Source organism: Klenkia terrae (assembly GCF_900491935.1).
Classification (GTDB): domain Bacteria; phylum Actinomycetota; class Actinomycetes; order Mycobacteriales; family Geodermatophilaceae; genus Klenkia; species Klenkia terrae.
This window is the reverse complement of the sequence record NZ_UEXK01000004.1, coordinates 1060569-1080163: the sequence shown is the minus strand read 5'-3', so window position 1 is coordinate 1080163 and position 19595 is coordinate 1060569. Positions and strand designations below refer to the sequence as shown.

The 19595-nt window shown below is 75.0% G+C and carries 18 protein-coding genes; 14 read left to right on the top strand and 4 right to left on the bottom strand.

The features are described 5' to 3' along the window. Positions 1-17 precede the first annotated feature (17 nt). From LFA75_RS05550 to LFA75_RS05540, 3 genes are read left to right on the top strand one after another with little or no spacing between them, the layout of a single operon-like run. The gene (locus LFA75_RS05550) at positions 18-869 is read left to right on the top strand and encodes a PhzF family phenazine biosynthesis protein (protein WP_225232689.1); all 852 of its coding nucleotides are present in this window, start codon (positions 18-20) and stop codon (positions 867-869) included. Beyond that, positions 866-1783 (top strand): DMT family transporter, encoded by a 918-nt coding sequence (locus LFA75_RS05545; RefSeq protein ID WP_225232688.1) that lies wholly within the window; start codon positions 866-868, stop codon positions 1781-1783. The genes LFA75_RS05550 and LFA75_RS05545 overlap by 4 nt, the downstream gene beginning before the upstream one ends. A gap of 44 nt (positions 1784-1827) precedes the next feature. Beyond that, the gene (locus tag LFA75_RS05540) at positions 1828-2781 is read left to right on the top strand and encodes an HpcH/HpaI aldolase/citrate lyase family protein (protein WP_225232687.1); all 954 of its coding nucleotides are present in this window, start codon (positions 1828-1830) and stop codon (positions 2779-2781) included. 1 nt (position 2782) lies between these two features. Here LFA75_RS05540 and LFA75_RS05535 read toward each other — a convergent pair whose 3' ends face one another. Next, a complete protein-coding gene (locus tag LFA75_RS05535) occupies positions 2783-3046 on the bottom strand; it encodes a DUF4190 domain-containing protein (protein WP_225232686.1) in 264 nt (87 codons plus the stop codon). A gap of 295 nt (positions 3047-3341) precedes the next feature. Between LFA75_RS05535 and LFA75_RS05530 the strand changes: the two genes are divergently transcribed. Further along, complete coding sequence (locus LFA75_RS05530; protein ID WP_225232685.1) at positions 3342-4541, top strand: acyl-CoA dehydrogenase family protein; 1200 nt, start codon at positions 3342-3344, stop codon at positions 4539-4541. Between the two features lie 8 nt (positions 4542-4549). Further along, a complete protein-coding gene (locus LFA75_RS05525) occupies positions 4550-5158 on the top strand; it encodes a hypothetical protein (RefSeq protein ID WP_225232684.1) in 609 nt (202 codons plus the stop codon). Here LFA75_RS05525 and LFA75_RS05520 read toward each other — a convergent pair. Then, positions 5139-7067 carry an ArnT family glycosyltransferase gene (locus LFA75_RS05520; protein ID WP_225232683.1) on the bottom strand — a complete coding sequence of 643 codons (1929 nt, stop codon included), beginning with the start codon at positions 7065-7067 and terminating at the stop codon, positions 5139-5141. The two genes, LFA75_RS05525 and LFA75_RS05520, sit on opposite strands and share 20 nt — an antisense overlap. Further along, a complete protein-coding gene (locus LFA75_RS05515) occupies positions 7064-8320 on the bottom strand; it encodes a bifunctional glycosyltransferase family 2/GtrA family protein (RefSeq protein ID WP_225232682.1) in 1257 nt (418 codons plus the stop codon). Before LFA75_RS05515 ends, LFA75_RS05520 begins: the two co-directional genes overlap by 4 nt. Positions 8321-8445: 125 nt before the next feature. Between LFA75_RS05515 and LFA75_RS05510 the strand changes: the two genes are divergently transcribed. Next, the gene (locus LFA75_RS05510) at positions 8446-9381 is read left to right on the top strand and encodes an NADP-dependent oxidoreductase (RefSeq protein ID WP_225232681.1); all 936 of its coding nucleotides are present in this window, start codon (positions 8446-8448) and stop codon (positions 9379-9381) included. A 10-nt stretch (positions 9382-9391) separates the two neighbouring features. Here LFA75_RS05510 and LFA75_RS05505 read toward each other — a convergent pair whose 3' ends face one another. Beyond that, positions 9392-9733, bottom strand: coding sequence for a group I truncated hemoglobin (locus LFA75_RS05505; protein ID WP_225232680.1), 342 nt, complete (start codon positions 9731-9733; stop codon positions 9392-9394). Between the two features lie 213 nt (positions 9734-9946). Here LFA75_RS05505 and LFA75_RS05500 point away from each other — a divergent pair, with 213 nt between their 5' ends. The 8 genes from LFA75_RS05500 to LFA75_RS05465 all read left to right on the top strand — a co-directional run bounded on the left by LFA75_RS05500 (position 9947) and on the right by LFA75_RS05465 (position 19531). Next, positions 9947-11194 carry a CpaF family protein gene (locus LFA75_RS05500; RefSeq protein WP_225232679.1) on the top strand — a complete coding sequence of 416 codons (1248 nt, stop codon included), beginning with the start codon at positions 9947-9949 and terminating at the stop codon, positions 11192-11194. Then, positions 11191-12054: a type II secretion system F family protein gene (locus LFA75_RS05495; RefSeq protein ID WP_225232678.1), complete on the top strand. Its 864-nt coding sequence runs from the start codon at positions 11191-11193 to the stop codon at positions 12052-12054. Before LFA75_RS05500 ends, LFA75_RS05495 begins: the two co-directional genes overlap by 4 nt. Beyond that, positions 12051-12992 carry a type II secretion system F family protein gene (locus LFA75_RS05490; RefSeq protein WP_225232677.1) on the top strand — a complete coding sequence of 314 codons (942 nt, stop codon included), beginning with the start codon at positions 12051-12053 and terminating at the stop codon, positions 12990-12992. Before LFA75_RS05495 ends, LFA75_RS05490 begins: the two co-directional genes overlap by 4 nt. Positions 12993-13002: 10 nt before the next feature. Next, positions 13003-13203, top strand: a complete 201-nt coding sequence (locus LFA75_RS05485; protein ID WP_225232676.1) for a hypothetical protein — start codon at positions 13003-13005, stop codon at positions 13201-13203. Then, complete coding sequence (locus tag LFA75_RS05480) at positions 13196-13612, top strand: TadE/TadG family type IV pilus assembly protein (RefSeq protein ID WP_225232675.1); 417 nt, start codon at positions 13196-13198, stop codon at positions 13610-13612. Before LFA75_RS05485 ends, LFA75_RS05480 begins: the two co-directional genes overlap by 8 nt. Further along, on the top strand, positions 13609-14064 hold the full coding sequence (locus tag LFA75_RS05475) for a hypothetical protein (protein ID WP_225232674.1): 456 nt from the start codon (positions 13609-13611) through the stop codon (positions 14062-14064). Before LFA75_RS05480 ends, LFA75_RS05475 begins: the two co-directional genes overlap by 4 nt. Positions 14065-14178: 114 nt before the next feature. Then, positions 14179-15951: a putative bifunctional diguanylate cyclase/phosphodiesterase gene (locus tag LFA75_RS05470; protein WP_225232673.1), complete on the top strand. Its 1773-nt coding sequence runs from the start codon at positions 14179-14181 to the stop codon at positions 15949-15951. A gap of 91 nt (positions 15952-16042) precedes the next feature. After that, positions 16043-19531 (top strand): ATP-binding cassette domain-containing protein, encoded by a 3489-nt coding sequence (locus tag LFA75_RS05465; protein WP_225232672.1) that lies wholly within the window; start codon positions 16043-16045, stop codon positions 19529-19531. The last annotated feature ends 64 nt before the right edge of the window (positions 19532-19595 follow it).

The window sequence follows — 19595 nt, the reverse complement described above, 5'->3', positions numbered from 1 at the left end:
AGGTTACCGTCGCCGCCGTGCTGTCCTTCGAGGTCGTCGACGTCTTCGCCCCGCGACCGTTCACCGGCAACCAGCTCGCGGTCGTCCTGGACGCCGGCGGGCTGACCACGCAGCAGTGCCAGGCGCTCGCCGCGGAGTTCGGCTTCTCCGAGAGCACGTTCGTCACCGCTGTCCACGCCGGCGGCTACGCGGTGCGGATCTTCACCCCGGAGACCGAGCTGCCCTTCGCCGGCCACCCCAGCGTCGGCACCGCGCACACCCTGGTCCGGCTCGGGCTGCTGCCGGCCGGGACCGTGCAGCAGGAGTGCGGCGAGGGCGTCGTCCCCCTCGACGTCACCGCGGACGGCGCCCGGCTGACCGGTGGCGCCCCCCGCTCCCGGCCCGGCCCCGACCCGGCGGCGCTGGCCGCGGCCGTCGGCCTGACCGCGGACGACGTGACCGGCCGGCCGGCGCACCTGACCAGCTGCGGGCTGGAGTTCGCGCACCTCGACGTCCACCCCGACGCCCTCGACCGGGCCGTCGCCGACCCGCGGGCGCTCGCCGCCCTGCTGCCGGGCGTCCTCGGCGGTGTCTCGGTGCTGGCCCGGGGGGAGCACGACGAGCACACCGTCCGGGTGTTCGCCGGCGGCCTGGAGTGGGGCGAGGACCCGGCCACCGGGTCCGCGGCGCTGGCCACCGGTGCGTGGCTGGCCGCCGAGGGGCTCGCGGGGGAGGGGACCAGCGCCTACCGGCTGCACCAGGGCGCCGCCGTCCGCCGTCCCTCGGTGCTCGACGGCACCGTGGTCGTGCAGGACGGCCGCGCGGTCGCCGCCACCGTCGCCGGCCGGGTGCACCCGGTCGCGTCGGGCACGATCGCCGTCCCCGCGTGAGCACCACCCAGGCCTGGGCGCTGCACCGTCCCGGCGGGCGGGACCTCGGGCTGATGGCGGTGGCCGTCGTCGGCATCTCGCTGTCGGGGCCCATGACCGCGCTGGTGGTCGCGCCCGCGCTTGCCATCGCCTTCTGGCGCAACGCGGCCGGCGCGGTGGCCCTGCTGCCGGTGCTGCTGACCCGCGAGCGGCCGGGCCTGGCCGGTCTGCGGCTGCGCGACCTGCGCAGCTCGGTGCTGGCCGGGCTGTTCCTTGCCGCGCACTTCGCGGCCTGGCTGCCCAGCCTGTCGATGACGTCGGTCGCCGCGTCGATCGCGCTGGTCACCACCACACCGGTCTGGACGGCGGTGGCCGCCCGGTTCACCGGCGTCCGGTTGCCCGCGCAGGTCTGGTGGGGGCTCGCGCTGGCCGTGGTCGGCGCCGCGCTGATCGCCGGGGTCGACGTCACCGTCTCGCTGCGGGCGCTGGCCGGGGACGGGTTGGCGCTGCTGGGCGCGATCGCGGCGGCCGGCTACGTGCTCGCGGGGGCCTCGGCCCGGCAGCGGCTGACCACCTCGGCGTACTCGGTGGTCTGCTACAGCACCTGCGCCGCGGTGGTGGCCGTGGCCGCGGTGGTCGTCGGCGTCCCGCTGGTCGGGTTCAGCGCCCGTGACTGGTGGCTGATCGCGGGCATCACGGTCGTGGCCCAGCTCTTCGGACACACCGTGCTCAACCTGGTGGTGTCCTCGGTGGGGCCGACCGTCGTCGGCCTGGCGATCCTGCTGGAGGTGCCCGGCTCGCTGCTGGTGGCGCTGGTGCTGCTCGGCCAGCTGCCCCCGCTGCTGGCGCTGCCCGGGATGGCGCTGGTCGTGGTCGGCGTGGCCCTGGTGGTCCGCGCGTCCCGGCCGCCGACCGCCACGGAGCCGATCACCTAGACCTTGGTTACTGTCCGGTAACCATCGTCGATCGTGGAGGCACCGTGGCCGAGCTCCGATCCCGCCGTTCCAACCTCGCCGTCCCGGGCAGCAACCCCCGGTTCCTGGAGAAGGCCAAGGGCCTGCCCGCGGACCAGGTGTTCCTGGACCTGGAGGACGCCTGCGCGCCGCTGGCCAAGCCCGGCGCCCGCAAGAACATCGTCGCCGCGCTGAACGAGGGCGGCTGGGGCGACAAGATCCGCACCGTCCGGGTCAACGACTGGACGACGGAGTGGACGTTCCAGGACGTCATCGAGGTCGTCGGCGGCGCCGGGGCGAACCTGGACGCGATCATGCTGCCCAAGGTGCAGGACGCCGGTCAGGTGCAGGCGCTGGACATGCTGCTCACCCAGATCGAGAAGGCCAACGGCCTCGAGGTCGGGAAGATCGGCATCGAGGCGCAGATCGAGACCGCGCAGGGGTTGATCAACGTCAACCAGATCGCGTTCGCCAGCCCGCGGATCGAGACGATCATCTACGGCCCGGCCGACTTCATGGCCTCGATCAACATGAAGTCCCTGGTGGTGGGCGCGCTGCACCCGGACTACCCGGGCGACCCGTTCCACTACATCCTCATGCAGATCCTGATGGCCGCCCGCGCCCGCGGCGTGCAGGCCATCGACGGGCCGTTCCTGCAGGTCCGCGACGTGCCGGCCTTCGAGGAGGTCGCCAAGCGCTCGGCGATGCTCGGCTTCGACGGCAAGTGGGTGCTGCACCCGGGCCAGATCGACGCGGCCAACGAGATCTACGCGCCCTCCCAGGAGGACTACGACCACGCCGAGCTGATCCTGGACGCCTACGAGTGGGCGACCAGCGAGGCCGGCGGCAAGAAGGGCTCGGCGATGCTGGGCGACGAGATGATCGACGAGGCCAGCCGCAAGATGGCGCTGGTCATCGCCGGCAAGGGCCGGGCGGCGGCGATGTCCCGCACCTCGTCGTTCACCCCGCCGGAGGACTGACCTACGGGCCGAAGCTGGTGAGGGCGATGAAGGCCCAGACCCAGATCAGGATCAGCGAGCCGTAGACCGCGGTGCCGATCGACCCGACGATGATCCCGGCCAGCGCCAGACCGTCGCCCTCCTCCCCGGTGCGGCGGATCTGGCGCCGGGCGGAGATCCCCAGCGCCAGGCCGACCGGCCCGAAGACGAAGCCGAACACCAGCGCCAGGATCGCGGTGGTGTTGGTCGGCCGCCGGACCAGGTTGATCCTGAATCTTATACACATTTCCATTGCCCCGTGACCAGTGAGGATCTCGAATGAAGGCCTACGATTTTATTAATANGGGGGGCCGTACCCCGGGGGAGGGCCGTACCCGGGCGGCGGGCCGTAGCCGGGAGGCGGGCCTTGTGCGGGAGGCGGTCCGGAGGGGGCCGGCCGGATCTGCGGGTCGCCGCGGTAGAAGCCGTCGTCCGGCTGGCTCATCTGGTCCTCCTCGGTGCGGGTGCGGCCGTCAGCGTCGCACCCCTGACGCATACTCACCGGTAACCACGGACACCGTCGTCCCCCGCGAGGAGCACCCATGACCCGCCTGGCCCAGACCGCCGACCTGACCGAGATCCAGACCGAGATCCTGTCCACGGTCCGCCGGTTCGTCGACCGGGAGATCATCCCGCGGGCCCAGGAGCTCGAGCACGCCGACACCTACCCGCAGGAGATCGTCGACGGGATGAAGGAGATGGGCCTGTTCGGGCTCATGATCCCCGAGGAGTTCGGCGGGCTGGGCGAGTCGCTGCTGACCTACGTGCTGGTCGTGGAGGAGATCGCCCGCGGCTGGATGAGCGTCTCCGGGGTGATCAACACCCACTTCATCGTGGCCTACATGCTCATCCAGCACGGCACGCAGGAGCAGAAGGAGCGCTACCTGCCCCGGATGGCCACCGGCGAGGTGCGCGGGGCGTTCTCCATGTCCGAGCCGGGGCTGGGCTCCGACGTCGCCGCGATCCGCACCCGGGCCAAGAAGGACGCCGAGGGGAACTACACGATCGACGGCGAGAAGATGTGGCTGACCAACGGTGGGTCCTCCACGCTGGTCGCCGCGCTGGTCCGCACCGACGAGGGCGCCGAGAAGGCGCACCAGAACCTGACCACGTTCCTGGTGGAGAAGCCCACCGGGTTCGGCGAGGTCAAGCCCGGCCTGACCATCCCCGGCAAGATCGACAAGATGGGCTACAAGGGCGTCGACACCACCAGCCTGGTGTTCGACGGCTACCAGGCCAGCGCCGACGACATCCTCGGCGGCGTGCCCGGCAAGGGCTTCGCGCACATGATGGACGGCGTCGAGGTCGGCCGGGTCAACGTCGCCGCCCGCGCCTGCGGCATCAGCATCCGGGCCTTCGAGCTGGCCGTGGAGTACGCCCAGCAGCGGGAGACCTTCGGCAAGAAGATCGCCCAGCACCAGGCGATCGCCTTCCAGCTGGCCGAGATGGCCACCAAGGTCGAGGCCAGCCACCTGATGATGGTCAACGCGGCCAAGCTCAAGGACTCGGGGAAGCGCAACGACGTCGAGGCCGGCATGGCCAAGCTGCTGGCGAGTGAGTACTGCGCCGAGGTCACCACGCAGTCCTTCCGGATCCACGGGGGCTACGGCTACTCCAAGGAGTACGAGATCGAGCGCCTCATGCGCGAGGCCCCGTTCCTGCTGATCGGCGAGGGCACCAGCGAGATCCAGAAGACGATCATCAGCCGCGGTCTGCTCAAGACCTACGCCAGCAAGCGCTGACGGGTCCCGTGCGGCGCGGCTGGGTGTCGGCCGAGGACGCCGCCGGCGACTGGTGGCGGCTGTCGGTGTTCGACGACGGCTGGGTGGAGCTGCCCGGGTTCGCCCGTGGGCTGTCCGACACCCGGGCTCAGCTGCGCCAGCTGCTGTTCCTGCTGGGCGGGTTCGGCGTACTCGTCCTGCTGTCCCAGCTGGCCGGCCGGTTCGACGGCGTGGGCCCGCTGTCGCTGGTGCTCTCGATCGGCGCGCTGGGCCTGCTGCTGTTCTCCGCCGTGCTCATCGCCCGGTTCCGCGCCCGGGACCGGCAGCAGGCCGCCGGTGACCACGCCCAGGCGATGGCGGCCCGCCGGGCAGGGCATCGGGTGCGGCGCCGTCCGGGCACGCCGCTGTTCCGGCGGGCGCGCTCCTCCGCCGAGTTGGCCGCCGGCCTCGAGGGCGTCCGGCGGATCGGGGCCGAGCAGGTCAGCGCGGTCGTGCTCAGCGGTCCCGAGCGCCCCGGGCCGGCCGACCCGCTGGTGCTGTCGGTGCTGCTGCACGACGGCTCCGTGCTGACCTACCGCACGCCCGACCCGGTGGCGCGCGAGATCTTCGCCCCCTGGATCAGTCGATCCGGCGGCTGAGGTCGTAGAGGGTGACGCCGTCGACCGTGCTGGCCGGGTAGTTCTGGGCGACCCAGTCCTGGATGTCGGCCGAGGAGCTGGACCCGCTGGAGCTGCGGCCCACCGAGCCGCCGACGAACCAGTGGATGTCCCCGGCGGCGACGTACTGCTGGAACTCCGCGAGGGTGGGGGAGGGGTCGCTGCCGTTGAACCCGCCGACCGCCATCACCGGGTCGCCGGTGGCCAGCTGGTACCCCGCGGCGCTCTGCGAGCCGATCGCCGCTGCCACCCAGGTGAACGACGACGCGTTCCCGCGCAGGGCGGCGACGACCTGGGCGCTGGGGTCGCTGGCGCCGACCAGGCTGCCGCGGGTGCTCCCGCCGCCGGGGGTGAACCCGGGCCCGCCGGCACCGGGGTGCGGCTGGGGGGCGGTGCTCGCCGGCCGGGCCGGGGCGTTGCCGAACCGGCTGATCCCGGTCGGCCCGGCGGTGACGATGGACCCGGTGTGCGGGGCGCTCGCGGTGTCCACCGCGTAGGCGGCCGGCCCGCCGAGCGCGGCCAGGGTGCCCAGCGCGACGACCACCCCGACCAGCGGCCGCGGCAGCCGGTGCACCCCGAGCAGCGCGCCCGCGCCCAGCAGCGCCGCGGCCAGCACGAGCGGGGCGACCCACGGCACGAAGCTCGGCGTCCGGGTCAGCAGCACCCACGACCAGACCCCGGTGCCGGCCAGCGTGCCGGCGAGCACCAGCCGTGCCCACCAGGAGCCGCGGCGCGCCCAGAGCAGCCCGCCGCCGATGCCGACGACCGCGGCGATCGCCGGGGCCAGCGCGACGGTGTAGTAGGCGTGGAAGATGCCGGCCATCAGGCTGAACGTCAGGCCGGTGGCCAGCAGCCAGGTGGTCCAGACCAGCAGCCCGGCGCGAGCCGGGTCGGTGCGGGGCCGGCGGCCGACGGCGACCAGGCCGGCGACCGCGAGCACGAGCGCCGCGGGCAGCAGCCAGGAGATCTGGCCGCCGATCTCGGCGTCGAACATGCGCCCCAGCCCGGTCTCGCCCCAGCCCATCGTGCCGCCGACGGAACCGGTCTCGTCGCCGGTCAGCCGACCCAGCCCGTTGTAGCCCCAGATCAGCTCCCACACCGAGTTGGTCTGCGAGCCGCCGATGTAGGGCCGCCAGTCCGCCGGCACCAGCTCCACGACCAGCACCCACCAGCCGCCGGCGACCACCATCGCCAGGGTCGCCCAGGCCAGGTCGACCAGCCGGCGGCGCAGCACGGTGGGGGCGCAGACCAGCCAGACCAGGGCGAACCCGGGCACGACCAGGAAGGCCTGCAGCGTCTTGGTCAGGAAGGCGAACCCGATCAGGACGCCGACGGCCACCAGCGTGGCCCGTCGTCCCGACTGCACGGCGCGGGTCAGCAGGTAGGCCGCGAGGGTGAGCAGCAGGACCAGCAGCGCGTCGGGGTTGTCGAACCGGAACATGAGGACGGCGACCGGCGTCAGCGCGGACGCCGCCCCGGCCAGGAGACCCGCCCCGGGGCCGACCACCCGGCGGACGGCGAGGTACACCACCCCGGTGGTGGCCACGCCCATCAGCGCCTGGGGCACCAGCAGCGACCACGAGCTGAGGCCGAACAGCCGGACCGAGGCCTCCATGACCCACAGCGAGGCCGGCGGCTTGTCCACGGTGATCGCGCCCGCGGCGTCCGAGGCGCCGTAGAAGGCCGCCGACCAGCTCTGCGACCCGGCCTGCACGGCGGCGGCGTAGAAGGCGTTGGCCCACCCGGAGGCGGCCAGGTCCCAGACGTAGAGCACGCCGGTGGCCCCGAGCAGGGTGAGCAGCGCGGGCCGCACCCAGCCCGGGTCGCCGGCCCGGAGCGGGGCGGGGACCGGCGTGGCAACCCCGACCGGGGGGTCGAGGACGGTGCTCACCGGGCGCTGACCGGCAGGCCGGGCAGGACGTCGGCGGTGACCGGGGTGCCCTGGGGGCGGGCGGCCCGGGTGCGGAAGACCCAGGCCCGGAAGAGCACGAAGCGCAGCAGGGTGGCGGCCAGGTTGGCCGAGACCAGGAAGGCCAGCTCGGTCAGCCGGGGTGCCCGCGGGTCCCAGACGTTCAGCGCGGCCAGGGTGCCGCTGGTCATCGCCAGGCCGAGGGCGAACACCAGCAGGCCCTGGAACTGGGCGGTGGCCGCGCCGCCGCGGCCGCGGATGCCGAAGGTGATCCGCCGGTTGGCCGCGGTGTTGGCCACCGCGGTGACGCCGAGGGCGACCAGGTTGGCGGCCTGCGGCTCGAAGGTGTGCCGCAGCCCGACGAACAGCGCGAGGTAGGCCAGCGTCGAGACCACGCCGATCACGGCGAAGCGGACCAGCTGGCCGAGCAGCCCGGCCGGGACGCCGTCCAGGTCGGGCTCGACGAGCGGACCGCGGCCGATCTGGGCGCGCAGGTCGGCCAGCGGCAGCCGGCCGGTGGTGAACGCCCGCCACATCCGGGCGATGCCGGCCAGGTCGGCGCGGGCGGTGGAGACGATGTGCACCCGGCTGTCGGGGTCGTCCACCCAGTCGACGGGGACCTCGGCGATCCGCAGCCCGGCCCGCTCGGCGAGGACCAGCAGCTCGGTGTCGAAGAACCAGCCGGTGTCCTCGACCAGCGGCAGCAGGCGGGCGGCGACGTCGGCGCGGATGGCCTTGAACCCGCACTGGGCGTCGGAGACGTGGGTGGCCAGGGTGCCGCGCAGCAGCAGGTTGTAGCTGCGGGAGATGAACTCCCGCTTGGCGCCGCGGACCACCCGGGAGGACCCGGCCAGCCGGGTGCCGATCGCCAGGTCGGAGTGCCCGCTGATCAGCGGGGCGACCAGCGGCAGCAGCGCGTTGAGGTCGGTGGACAGGTCGACGTCCATGTAGACCAGGACGGCGGCGTCGCTGGCCAGCCAGGCCCGGTTCAGCGCCCGGCCGCGCCCGGGCTCGGTCTCCACCCGCACCCGGACGCCGGGCAGCTCGCCGGCCAGCCGGTGGGCCAGCGCCAGGGTGCCGTCGGTGCTGGCGTTCTCGGCCACGGTGATCCGCGAGCTGAACGGCAGGGTGGCCAGGTGGTCGTGCAGGCGGCGCAGGCACTGCTCGAGGTCGGCCTCCTCGTCGTGCACGGGGACGACGACGTCCAGCACCGGGGCGGCGGTCTGCGGGGGCATGGGGCACACGGTGCGGCCGGTTCCTGACGGTGCGCCCAGGATCGCCTGCACGCCTGCTGTGGAACCCCGTGCCTGGAATCCCCGGCGACGGCGACGACTTGTCCCCGGGTATGAGAGCTGTGGGAGTGACCGAGTTCGGCGGGCCCGAGGCCCTGCACCTGCTCGACGTGCCGGAGGTGCACGCGGGCCCCGGTCAGGTGCGGCTGGCCGTGCGGGCCGCCGCGATCAACCCGACGGACACCTACGCCCGCAACGGCACCTACGCCCAGCACCCGAAGGCCCCGAAGGAGATGCCCTGGATCCCGGGGATGGACGTCGCCGGCGTGGTCGACGAGATCGGGCCGGGCACCGAGACCCCGCTGCAGGTGGGTGACCGGGTGATGGCGATCGTCGTCCCGAGCGGGGCGCACGGGGGCTACCGCGAGCAGATCGCGCTGCCGGCCGGGTCGGTCGTGCCGGTGCCGTCGGGTGTCGAGGACACCGCGGCCGCCTCGCTGCCGATGAACGGCCTCACCGCGCGGCTGGCGCTGGACCGGATGGGCCTGGGCGCCGGGCAGGTGCTCGCGGTGAGCGGCGCAGCCGGTGCGTTCGGCGGCTACGTGGTGCAGCTGGCCAAGGTCGACGGGCTCGTCGTGGTGGCCGACGCCGCGGAGTCCGACCGCGAGCTGGTCAAGTCCCTGGGCGCCGACGTGGTGCTCGAGCGCGGCGACGGGTTCGCCGACGCGGTGCTGGACCGCTACCCGGGCGGGGTCGACGGCCTGGCCGACGGCGCGCTGCTCGGCGCCGCGGGCGCGCGGGTGGTCCGCGACGGCGGCGTGGTCTCGACCGTGCGCGGCTACCGCGGGGACGACGTCGACCCCGGCCGCGGGATCCGCTTCGAGCCGGTGATGGTGCGCGACTACGCGGAGAACACCGCGGCGCTGGACCGGCTGCGGCAGCAGGCCGAGTCCGGCGAGGTCACGCTGCGGGTGGCCGACGTGGTGCCGGCGGCCGAGGCCGCGGCGGCGCACGCCCGGCTCGAGGCCGGCGGCGTGCGCGGGAGGCTCGTCCTGACCTTCTGACCGGGTCCGGTCAGGCCTCCACGACCTGGTCGCGGAGGCCGGCCGCCGCCTGCTGGATGTCGCGGCGGTGGCCGTCCTCGATCCCGACGGCGGCCAGGGCGGCGCCGAGGTGCTCGACCACCCGGTCGAAGGCGGCGTCGTCGATGCCGAGACCGGCGTGGGCGCGGCGCAGGTCGTACCGGCTGGCGCCGCCGTCCAGGGCGGTGCCGAGGAACTCGGCCTGGTGCCGGCGCAGCCGGGTCATGTCGACGTCGGAGAACCAGTGCGCCAGACGGGGGTCGTCCAGCACGAGGTCGTAGAAGCGCGCGACGGCGGTGTCGAGCAGCGAGGCGCTGCCGGTTGGCTGGACCACGGGGCACCTCCGGAGGGTTGGTCGGGGCAGCCTACGGGCCGACCTGCCGAACCCGTTCCGGAATCCCTCGATGGGGGTCGTCACGCTGCGTGCCGGGCACCCAGCACGAGCGTGAGCAGGGCGTTCACCCGATCGGGTACGGGCCGGCCCGGTTGTCCACAGGTCGGCTGATCCGGCCCCCGCGAGTCCTCCCGGTCTCGTAGGTTCCGCTGCGTGCCCGTCCTGCCCGCCGCGTCGACCGCGCTGGACCTGGTGGACGCCGAGGTGCGCGAGCTGGTCCGCCGGCGCGGCCTGGACCCCGCGGTGGACCCCGGCCCCGTGCGGACGCTGGTCCGCGAGGTGGTCGCCGACTACGCCGAGCGGTCGCTGTCGTCGTCCCTGCCGCCGCTGGCCGACGCCGAGGGCGTGCTGCGCGACGTGCTGGACCGGGTCGCCGGGTTCGGCCCGCTGCAGCGCTGGCTGGACGACCCCGAGGTCGAGGAGATCTGGGTCAACGAGCCCGGGCGGGTGTTCGTGGCCCGGCGGGGGCGCAGCGAGCTGACCACGACCATCCTGGGTGCCGGCGAGCTGGCCGACCTGGTCGAGCGGATGCTGCGCACCTCGGGTCGACGTGTCGACATGTCGACCCCGTTCGTCGACGCGACACTGCCCGACGGCTCGCGGCTGCACGTGGTGATCCCCGATGTCACGCGCCGGCACATGGCGGTCAACATCCGCAAGTTCGTGCTCCAGGCGCACAGCCTGGACGAGCTGGTCGCCCTGGGCACGCTGACCGCCCAGGTCGCCCGCTTCCTGGAGGCCGCGGTCGCGGCCGGGCTGAACATCCTCGTGAGCGGCGGCACCCAGGCCGGCAAGACCACCCTGCTGAACTGCCTCTGCGCGGCGATCCCGGCCCGCGAGCGGGTGATCACGGCGGAGGAGGTCTTCGAGCTCCGCATCCCGTTGCCCGACGTCGTGGCCATGCAGACCCGCCAGCCCAACCTGGAGGGCGCGGGGGAGATCCCGCTCCGCCGCCTGGTCAAGGAGGCGCTGCGGATGCGGCCCTCCCGCCTGGTGGTCGGCGAGGTCCGCCAGGAGGAGTGCCTGGACCTGCTCATCGCGCTGAACTCCGGGCTGCCCGGCATGTGCACCCTGCACGCCAACAGCGCCCGCGAGGCCGTGGTCAAGATGTGCACCCTGCCGCTGCTGGCGGGGGAGAACATCGGGCACGCCTTCGTCGTCCCCACCGTGGCCAGCAGCGTGGACCTGGTGGTGCACGTGGGCACCGACCCGTCCGGGCACCGGCGGGTGCGCGAGGTGGTCGCCCTCCCCGGCCGCGCCGAGGGCACCGTGATCGAGACCGCCGACGTGTTCACCACCCGCGACGGACGGCTGGTCCGGGCCGACGGCTACCCGCCGCACCCCGAGCGGTTCGCCGCCCACGGGTTCGACCTCGCCGGCCTGCTCGAGGACCACCGGTGACCGTCCCCGGGGCACTGCTGGGCCTGGCGCTCGGGGTCGGCCTGCTGCTGGTCTGGCGCAGCGGACCGCGGGCGCCGCAGCGCCGGACCACCGGACGACGGCCGGGGCGCCGCGCCCAGCTGCTGTCCGCCGCCGGGCTGACCGGCATCAACCCCGCCCAGCTGCTGGCGCTGCAGGTCGTGCTGGGCCTGGTGGTCGCCGTGCTGGTCCTGGTGACCACCGCGACGGTGACCATCTCTCTGGCCTTCGGCGCGTTCGGCGCGGCCACCCCCTACCTGCTCGTCCGCCGGCTGGCCGGCAAGCGCCGGGCCGACCTGCGCGAGGTCTGGCCGGAGGTCGTGGACAACCTGGCCTCCGCGGTGCGCGCCGGCCTGTCGCTGCCGGAGTCGCTGTCCGCGCTGGCCACCCGCGGGCCCGAGGTGCTGCGGGCGCCGTTCGCCCGGTTCGCCGCCGACCACCGGGCCACCGGCCGGTTCGCCGAGTGCCTCGACCGGCTCAAGGACGACCTCGCCGACCCGGTCGGCGACCGCATCGTCGAGACCCTGCGGGTGGCACGCGAGGTGGGCGGCAGCGACCTGGGCCGAGTGCTGCGCACGCTGGCGACGTTCCTGCGCGAGGACGCCCGGGCCCGCGCCGAGCTGGAGACCCGGCAGGGCTGGATCGTGCAGGCCGCACGGCTGGCCGTCGCCGCGCCCTGGGCGGTGCTGCTCCTGCTGGCCACCCAGCGGCAGACCCTGGCCGCCTACGACAGCCCGGTCGGCACCGCGATCCTGGTCGGCGGTGGCGCCGTCTGCCTGGTCGCCTACCGGCTCATGCTGAGGATCGGGCGGCTGCCCCAGGACGTGCGGGTGCTGCAGTGACCCCCGGCGTCGTCGGCGTCCTGCTCGGGTTGACCACCTCGCTGGGCCTGGTCCTCGTGCTGCGGTACGCACCGCCGGCCCGGCCGGTCCGGCTGGTCGACCGGTTGGCGCCCTACGTCCAGGACACCCCGCCGCCGTCCCGGCTGCTGGGCACCGCCACCGAGCCCGGCATGCTCTCGGCCGCCCGCCGGGTGTTCGGCCCCGCGCTGACCGACGGCGCCCGCGTCGTGGACCGCCTGCTCGGCGGCCGGGTCGCCGTGCGACGCCGACTGGCCGCCCTGGGCTCGGACACCACGGTGGAGGACTTCCGCGTCGAGCAGGTGGTCTGGGGTGGCCTCGGGCTGCTCGCCGGCGGGCTGACCACGCTGCTGGTGGCCGGGGCGACCGGCGGGCTGAACCTGCTCAGCGCCGCGCTGGTCTGCGTCGGCGGCCTGCTCAGCGGGGTGCTGGGCCGCGACTGGTGGCTCACCCAGCAGGTGCAGCGGCGCGAGACCCTGCTGCTGGCCGAGTTCCCGGTGGTCGCCGAGCTGCTTGCCCTCGCCGTCACCGCCGGCGAGAGCCCGACCGCGGCCATCGCCCGGGTGACCCGGCTGTCCGGCGGCGAGCTGGCCCGCGAGCTCGGCGGCGCCCTCGGCCGCGCCCGGGCCGGGGTGCCGCTGGTGACCGCCCTGCAGCAGGTCGCCGACCGCACCTCCGTCGACGCGCTGGCCCGTTTCGTCGACGGCCTGGTCGTCGCGATCGAGCGCGGCACTCCGCTGGCCGAGGTGCTCCGCGCCCAGGCCGCCGACGTCCGCGAGGCCGGCAAGCGCCGGCTGCTCGAGGCCGGCGGCACCAAGGAGATCCAGATGATGGTCCCGGTCGTCTTCCTGGTGCTCCCCGTGACCGTCCTGTTCACCCTGTTCCCCGGCCTGATCAGCATCGTGACGCTGGCCCAGTGAGGAGACCCGCATGCCGTTCCTGACCCTGGTGGTCACCGCCCTCGTGCACCGTCTGCGGGGCGACGACCCCGAACGGGGCGACGTCCCCGGGTGGGTGATGATCACCGTGATGACGGCCGCCCTCGTGCTGGCCATCCTCATCCCCTTCCGGACCGCGATCGTCGACGCCGTGCAGACCGCGCTGACCTCGGTCACCAGCGGTGGTGGCTGACCCCGCCCGCCTGCACCGAACGCAGGACCGGGAGCGGGGCAGCGCGGTCGTCGACTTCGCGCTGGTGTCGGTGCTGGTCGTCGTCCTGCTGCTCGCGGTGCTGCAGGTCGCGGTCTACGTGCACGTCCGCAACGTCGCGACCAGCAGTGCCCAGGAGGGCGCTCGGTACGCCGCCGGCGCCGACGTGCCGACCGGGGCCGGCGCACCGCGGGCACTGGAGATCATCGGCTCGGCGACCAGCGCGGGGACGGCGGCGGGGCTGACCTGCACCAGCGACCAGGAGGTCGACGGCACCGGCCTGGTGCTGGTCGTCGTCCGCTGCTCGGGCGCGGTGCCCAGCCTGCTGGCCGCACTCGGCGACCTGCTGCCGCTGGAGGTCACCGGCCGCGCGGTGGAGGAGGCCCCGTGAGCCCCGACGCGGACGACGGCGAGCGCGGGTCGGCGATCGTCGAGTTCGTCTTCGTGGCGATCGTGGTGTTCCTGCCGCTGGTCTACCTGGTCGCCGGGTTCTCCGCCGTCCAGCGCGGGGTCTTCGCCGCCGACGCCGCGGCGCGGGAGGCCGGCCGGGCGATCGGCACCGCGCCGGACCCGGTGACCGGGGAGGCGCGGGCGGAGGCGGCCGCGGCCCTGGCGGTCGAGGACCAGTCGGTCGACGCCACCGACGTCCGGGTCGCCTACCTGCCGGCGGGGGTCGAGTGCACCGCGACGAACGGGGGCTACGCACCCTCGCTGGTGCCCGGCGAGGAGTTCAGCGTCTGCGTCACGGTGACCGTCCGCGTACCCCTGCTGCCGGAGTTCGTGGACGCGAACACCGCGACCGGGCAGTTCGTCGTCGAGCGCGACCGGTACACCGACCCCTGACAGAGCGTGACGCGCTGTGACCGGTGGGGCGGGGGAGGCGTCGACACACCTTCGGACCACGTCCGGGAACCGAGGATGCGCACGGATCGGCCGCCGTTCCCTACGCTGGGCCACGTGTCGTCACCCGTCGTCCCCCTCGCGGACGGCGGCCGTACGGGCGGGCACCGGTCCCGCCGCCCCGCGCCGGCCCTGCCCGCCGTCCCCGCCTCGGTGCTGGACGCCTTCCCGTCGCCGACCGCGCTGCTGGACTCCGAGGGCACTGTCCTGCTGGTCAACGCCGCGTGGGCCGGCCAGCTCGAGCAGGGCGCCGCGCTCCCGCTGGCCGCCGGCGACGACTACGCCGAGGCGGTGCTGGCCGCCCGCGACGACGACGACGTCCGCACGCTGCTGGCCGGCCTCGGCGAGCTCACCGCGCACGGCGGCCCGCCGGTGTCGATCGACGTCGCGCTGGGCCCGGCCCCGGTCGGCCGCTGGGTGCACGTGCAGGCCAGCCGGGTGGACGAGTCCGGCCAGCTGGTGCTCACCCACACCGACATCACCGCCAGCGTGGAGGCCGTCCGCGACAGCTCCCGCCGCGCGCTCTACGACCACCTCACCGAGCTGCCCAACCGGGTGCACCTGCAGGAGCTGGTCGAGGCCGAGCTGACCAGCGGCGACGAGCGCGGCACGGCCGTGCTGATCCTCGACGTCGACGAGTTCAAGGCCGTCAACGACACCCTCGGCCACGACACCGGCGACCTGCTCATCCGCCAGGTCGCCGCCCGGCTGGCCCGCGCCGCCCGCGAGCTCGACACCGTCGGCCGGCTGGGCGGCGACGAGTTCGTCGTCCTCTGCCGGGACGTCGACGCCGAGGAGGCGCTGCGGCTGGCCGAGCGCTGCCGCGCAGTGTTCGCCGAGCCCTTCACCGTCGCCGGGGCCACCGTGCCGCTGACCGCCAGCATCGGCGTGGCCGTCTCCGGCGGGCAGCGCAGCAGCGCCGCGGACCTCGTCCGGGACGCCGACCTGGCCAAGTACGCCGCCAAGGCCGCCGGGCGCAACACCGTCACCCTGTTCGAGGAGGAGCTGCGCGACGCCGCCCAGCGCCGCCTGCGGGTGACCACCGAGCTCCGCGACGCGATCGGCGCCGGCGAGCTTGTCGTGCACTACCAACCCCTGCTGCACCTGCGCACCCGCACGGTGACCGGTGTCGAGGCGCTGGTCCGCTGGCAGCACCCCGAGCGCGGGCTGCTGCCGCCCTCGGAGTTCGTGCCGGTCGCCGAGGCCAGCGGACTGGTCGACGAGCTGACCCGCTGGGTGCTCGCCACCGTCGCCCGCGACGCCGCCGGCTGGGACGCGATGGGCCTGCCGCTGACCGCCGCGGTGAACATCAGCGCCACCCACATGGGCTCGGGCACCCTGGTCTCCGACGTCAACTCCGTGCTGGCCAGCAGCGGGCTGCGCCCCGAGCGGCTCGTGCTGGAGCTCACCGAGACCAGCGTCGCCGAGGACCCCGAGCGCGCCGCCGAGCAGTTCGCCGAGCTGCGGGTGTCGGGCATCGAGGTGTCCATCGACGACTTCGGCAGCGGGTTCTCCTGCCTGGGCCAGATCGTCTCCATGCCCGCCGGCATCCTCAAGATCGACAAGTCGCTGGTGCAGGGCATCGCCGGGGTCGGCCACAAGCAGGCCAGCCAGTCCGCGGCCGCGGTCGAGACCGTGGTCAGCCTGGCCCGGGCCTGCGGCATGCGCAGCGTCGCCGAGGGCGTCGAGACCCCCGAGCAGCTGGCCACCGTCGCCGCCCTGGGCTGCACCTACGCGCAGGGCTTCGTCATCGCCCGACCCATGCCGGCCGAGGACCTGCCGCGCTGGCTGGGCTCCCGCAGCCGCCGCCGGGCCGCCCTCACCGGCTGACCCTGCCGGAAAACCAGGCGCGGCTGTCGGACCCCGTCCGTAGCGTGCTGCCCGACGGACGACGGCGGGACGACGGGGGAGGCGACAGCTCATGCGGCAGCACGCGCCCCTGGGCTGGCGCCGGCTCGCCGGGCCAGCGACGACGGTCGCCGCGGTCGCCGCCGTGCTGGCCGCCGTCGCCGAGACCCTGGGCACCGTGGTCGCCGGCCGGATCGCCGAGGGCCCGACCGGGTCGCTGCTCGCCGCGCTGGCGGTGCTGCTGGTCGGCTCGGCGGTCGGCGAGGTCGTCGGCCGCACGCTGTTCGCCACCGCCGTCGGCCGCGCCGAGGGCGTGCTGCGCGCCGACCTGCTCGACGCCGCCCTGCACCAACCGCTGACCACGCTGGAGGGCCAGGGCGTCGGCGAGCTGATCGACCGGGTCGACGACGACACCCGGCAGCTGGCCACCCTGCTGCGGATCACCGGCTGGGCGATGGGCCGCGCGGTGTTCCGCTCCGGCCTGGCCTGGGTCGCCGCCGGGCTGGTCTGGTGGCCGGCCTGGATCGCCTTCCCGCTGGTCGCCCTGCTGGTGCTGGCCACCGTCCGCGGGCTCACCTCCAGGCTGGCGGCGTCCAAGACCGTCGAGGAGGAGGCGTGGTCCGACGGCGCCGCCCAGCTCGAGGAGGCCGTCGCCGGCCGGGACGACGTCCGCACCTCGCTGGGCCAGCCGCACGTGGTCGCCCAGTTCGCCCGCCGCTCCGCCGAGATCGTCCGCCGGAACACCAGCACGTCCCGGATCGGCGCGATGGTCGCGCTGCGCAGCGGGCTGGTGCTGCACGGCATGCTCGCCGCCCTGGCGCTGACCGCGATCGCGCTGGTCGGCAGCGGCGAGCTCGACGTCGCCACCCTGGTCACCCTGTGGCTGCTGGTGACCACGTTCGTCGGCCGGCTCGACGAGGTGAACCACCACCTGCCCGAGATGCACGAGGGCATCGGCGCGCTCACCCGGATCCGCACGCTGATGTCCGCGGCGCCCGAGCCGCAGGGCGGCCTGCCGCTGACCGGCGCCGGCATCGAGGTGCGCGACCTGGACTTCTCCTACCGCACCGAGGGCCACCGGGAGCCGTTCAGCCTGCAGGTCGAGAGCTGGACGGTGCCGGTGGGCACCACCTGCGCGCTGGTCGGGCGCAGCGGGGCCGGCAAGTCCACGCTGGCCAAGCTGCTGTCCCGCGCGGTCGACCCGCCGGCGGGCACCGTGCTGGTCGGCGGCCAGGACGTCACGACGCTGGACCTCGAGCAGCTGCGGGCCGGCGTCGGCGTGGTCACCCAGCGCACCGAGCTGCTGGCCGCCACCCTCGCCGAGAACATCACCCTGTTCGCCGACCTGCCGCGCGCCGTGGTCGACCGGGCGGTCGCCGAGCTGGGGCTGACCCGGTGGGTGGCCTCGCTGCCCGACGGGCTGGACACCGTGCTCGGCCCGCGCGGGATCACCCTGTCCGCGGGCCAGGAGCAGCTGGTGGCCTTCGCCCGGCTGCTGGTCCGCGACGTCCGGGTGGTGGTGCTCGACGAGGCCACCGCGCGGATGGACCCGACCACCGAGGAGCTGGTCACCGGCGCCGCCCGCCGGCTGCTGGCCGGCCGGACCGGGGTGGTCGTGGCGCACCGGCTGGGCACCACCCGCTGGTGCGACGCGGTCGCGGTGCTGGAGTCCGGCCGGATCGTGCAGCAGGGTCCGCGCGCCGACCTGGCCGCCTCGCTCGGGCCGTTCCGCGACCTGCTGGTGGCCGCCGGCAGCGCCGGCACCCTGGACGGCCCGCCGGCCGACGAGGCCGCCGAGGTGGCCGAGGTCCCCGTCGCGCACGACGCCGGCCTGCTCTCCCGCGCGGAGCGGCGGGCCCCCCGTCCGCAGCCGCCGACCCCGCGGGTCCGGCTGGCCCGGACCGTGACGCGGGCGATCCTGGCGCACCCGCGCTGGGGCGTCGTGGGCACGATCGCGTTCCTGGGCGCCTCGGTGACCGGCACCTACGGCGTGTTCACCGGGGCGCTGTGGGGCGACCTGGTGGCCGGCCTGCAGCGCGGCGAGGACCCGACCGGGGTCTCGGTGCTGCTGGCCCTGTCGCTGCTGGGGTCGTCGCTGTTCGTGGCGTGGGCGTTCTGGCTGTACCCGATCTGGTGGACGTCGGTGACGCTGCGGCTACGGCTGGCCGTGCTCCGCGGGCAGACCGAGCAGTACCGGCTGGCCCGCACGCCGGCCGGCGAGGTGACCGCCCGGGCGCTGGACTCCGACCGGCTGATGAACTGGGCCGACCGCTGGATCGACGTCGGCATCGGCGCCGCGGTCACCGGGCTGACCATCGCGGTCACCGGGCAGCCGCTGGCCGGGGCGGTGACCGGCGGGGTGATCGTCGGTGCGGTGCTGGTCGCGTTCCTGGGCGCCCCGGCGGCCGGGCGGGCCGGTCGGCTGGCGGGGGACCGGCGGGCGGCCTTCGGGCGGTCGCTGGCCTCGGCCCTGGAGGCGGTGCGCACCGTCAAGCTCGCCGCCGCGACCGGCCCGGTGCAGCAGCACCTGGAGTCCGTCGACGCGCTGCGGGTGGCGGCCACCGTGCGCGAGACCCGGATCCGCACGCTGCTGGAGGGCGCGGCCGTCGTCCTGGTGCAGGTCGGCATCGTGGCGACCTGGGGCTTCTACCTGCTCGACGTGTGGGGGCTGGCCACCGCGCTCACCGTGAGCACCGCGGTCGCCGGGTCGGGTTGGTACGGGATCACCGCCGGACTCGCGGTCGTGGAGCGGCCGATCGCCGGTGCCTGGCTGCGGGAGGCCACCGCCCTGGCCGGCAGCGACGACCTGGTCGGCGTGCCGGCGGGGGTCGACCTGGTCGCCGGGTCCGCGCCGGCACCGGTCGACACCGACCGGGTGCCGCTGCGCCGGCTGCGCCTGGACCGGGTCACCGCTGTGCACGACGACGGCACCGTCGGCGTGGCCGACGTCGACCTCGAGGTGCCGGCCGGTTCGCTCACCCTGCTGGTCGGCCGGGTGGGGTCGGGCAAGACCAGCCTGCTCGGCGCACTCGCCGGGCTGGTGGACCACGAGGGCTCGATCCGCTGGAACGACACCGAGGTCGGTGACCCCCAGCTGTTCCTGCGGCCCGGCCAGGTGGCGCACGTCGCCCAGGTGCCGCGGGTGCTGTCGGGCACCATCACCGACAACGTCGCCCTGGGGCACGCCCGCGAGATCGGCGGCGCGCTGGCCGACGCCCGGCTGGAGCGCGACGTCTCCGAGGCCGGGGGAGTGGGGGCCCTGGTCGGGCACCGCGGGGTACGGCTGTCCGGCGGCCAGGTGCAGCGCCTCGCGCTGGCCCGGGCGCTGGCGACCGGGGCCGAGCTGGTGCTGGCCGACGACGTGTCCTCGGCGCTGGACGCCCGCACCGAGCTCGAGCTGTGGGCCGCGCTCCGGGAGCGCGGGGCCACCGTGGTGGGCGCCAGCTCCAAGCGGTCGGCGCTGGCGCTGGCCGACCAGGTGGTGGTCCTGGAGGCCGGCCGGGTCGTCGCCCGCGGCCCGTGGGTGGACCTGGCCGCGGACTGGGGCCACCTCGCGGGCTGAGCCGTCGGCCGGCCCGGCCGGTGACGACTAGGCTGGACCACCGTGGCTGCCGACTTCTCCTCCC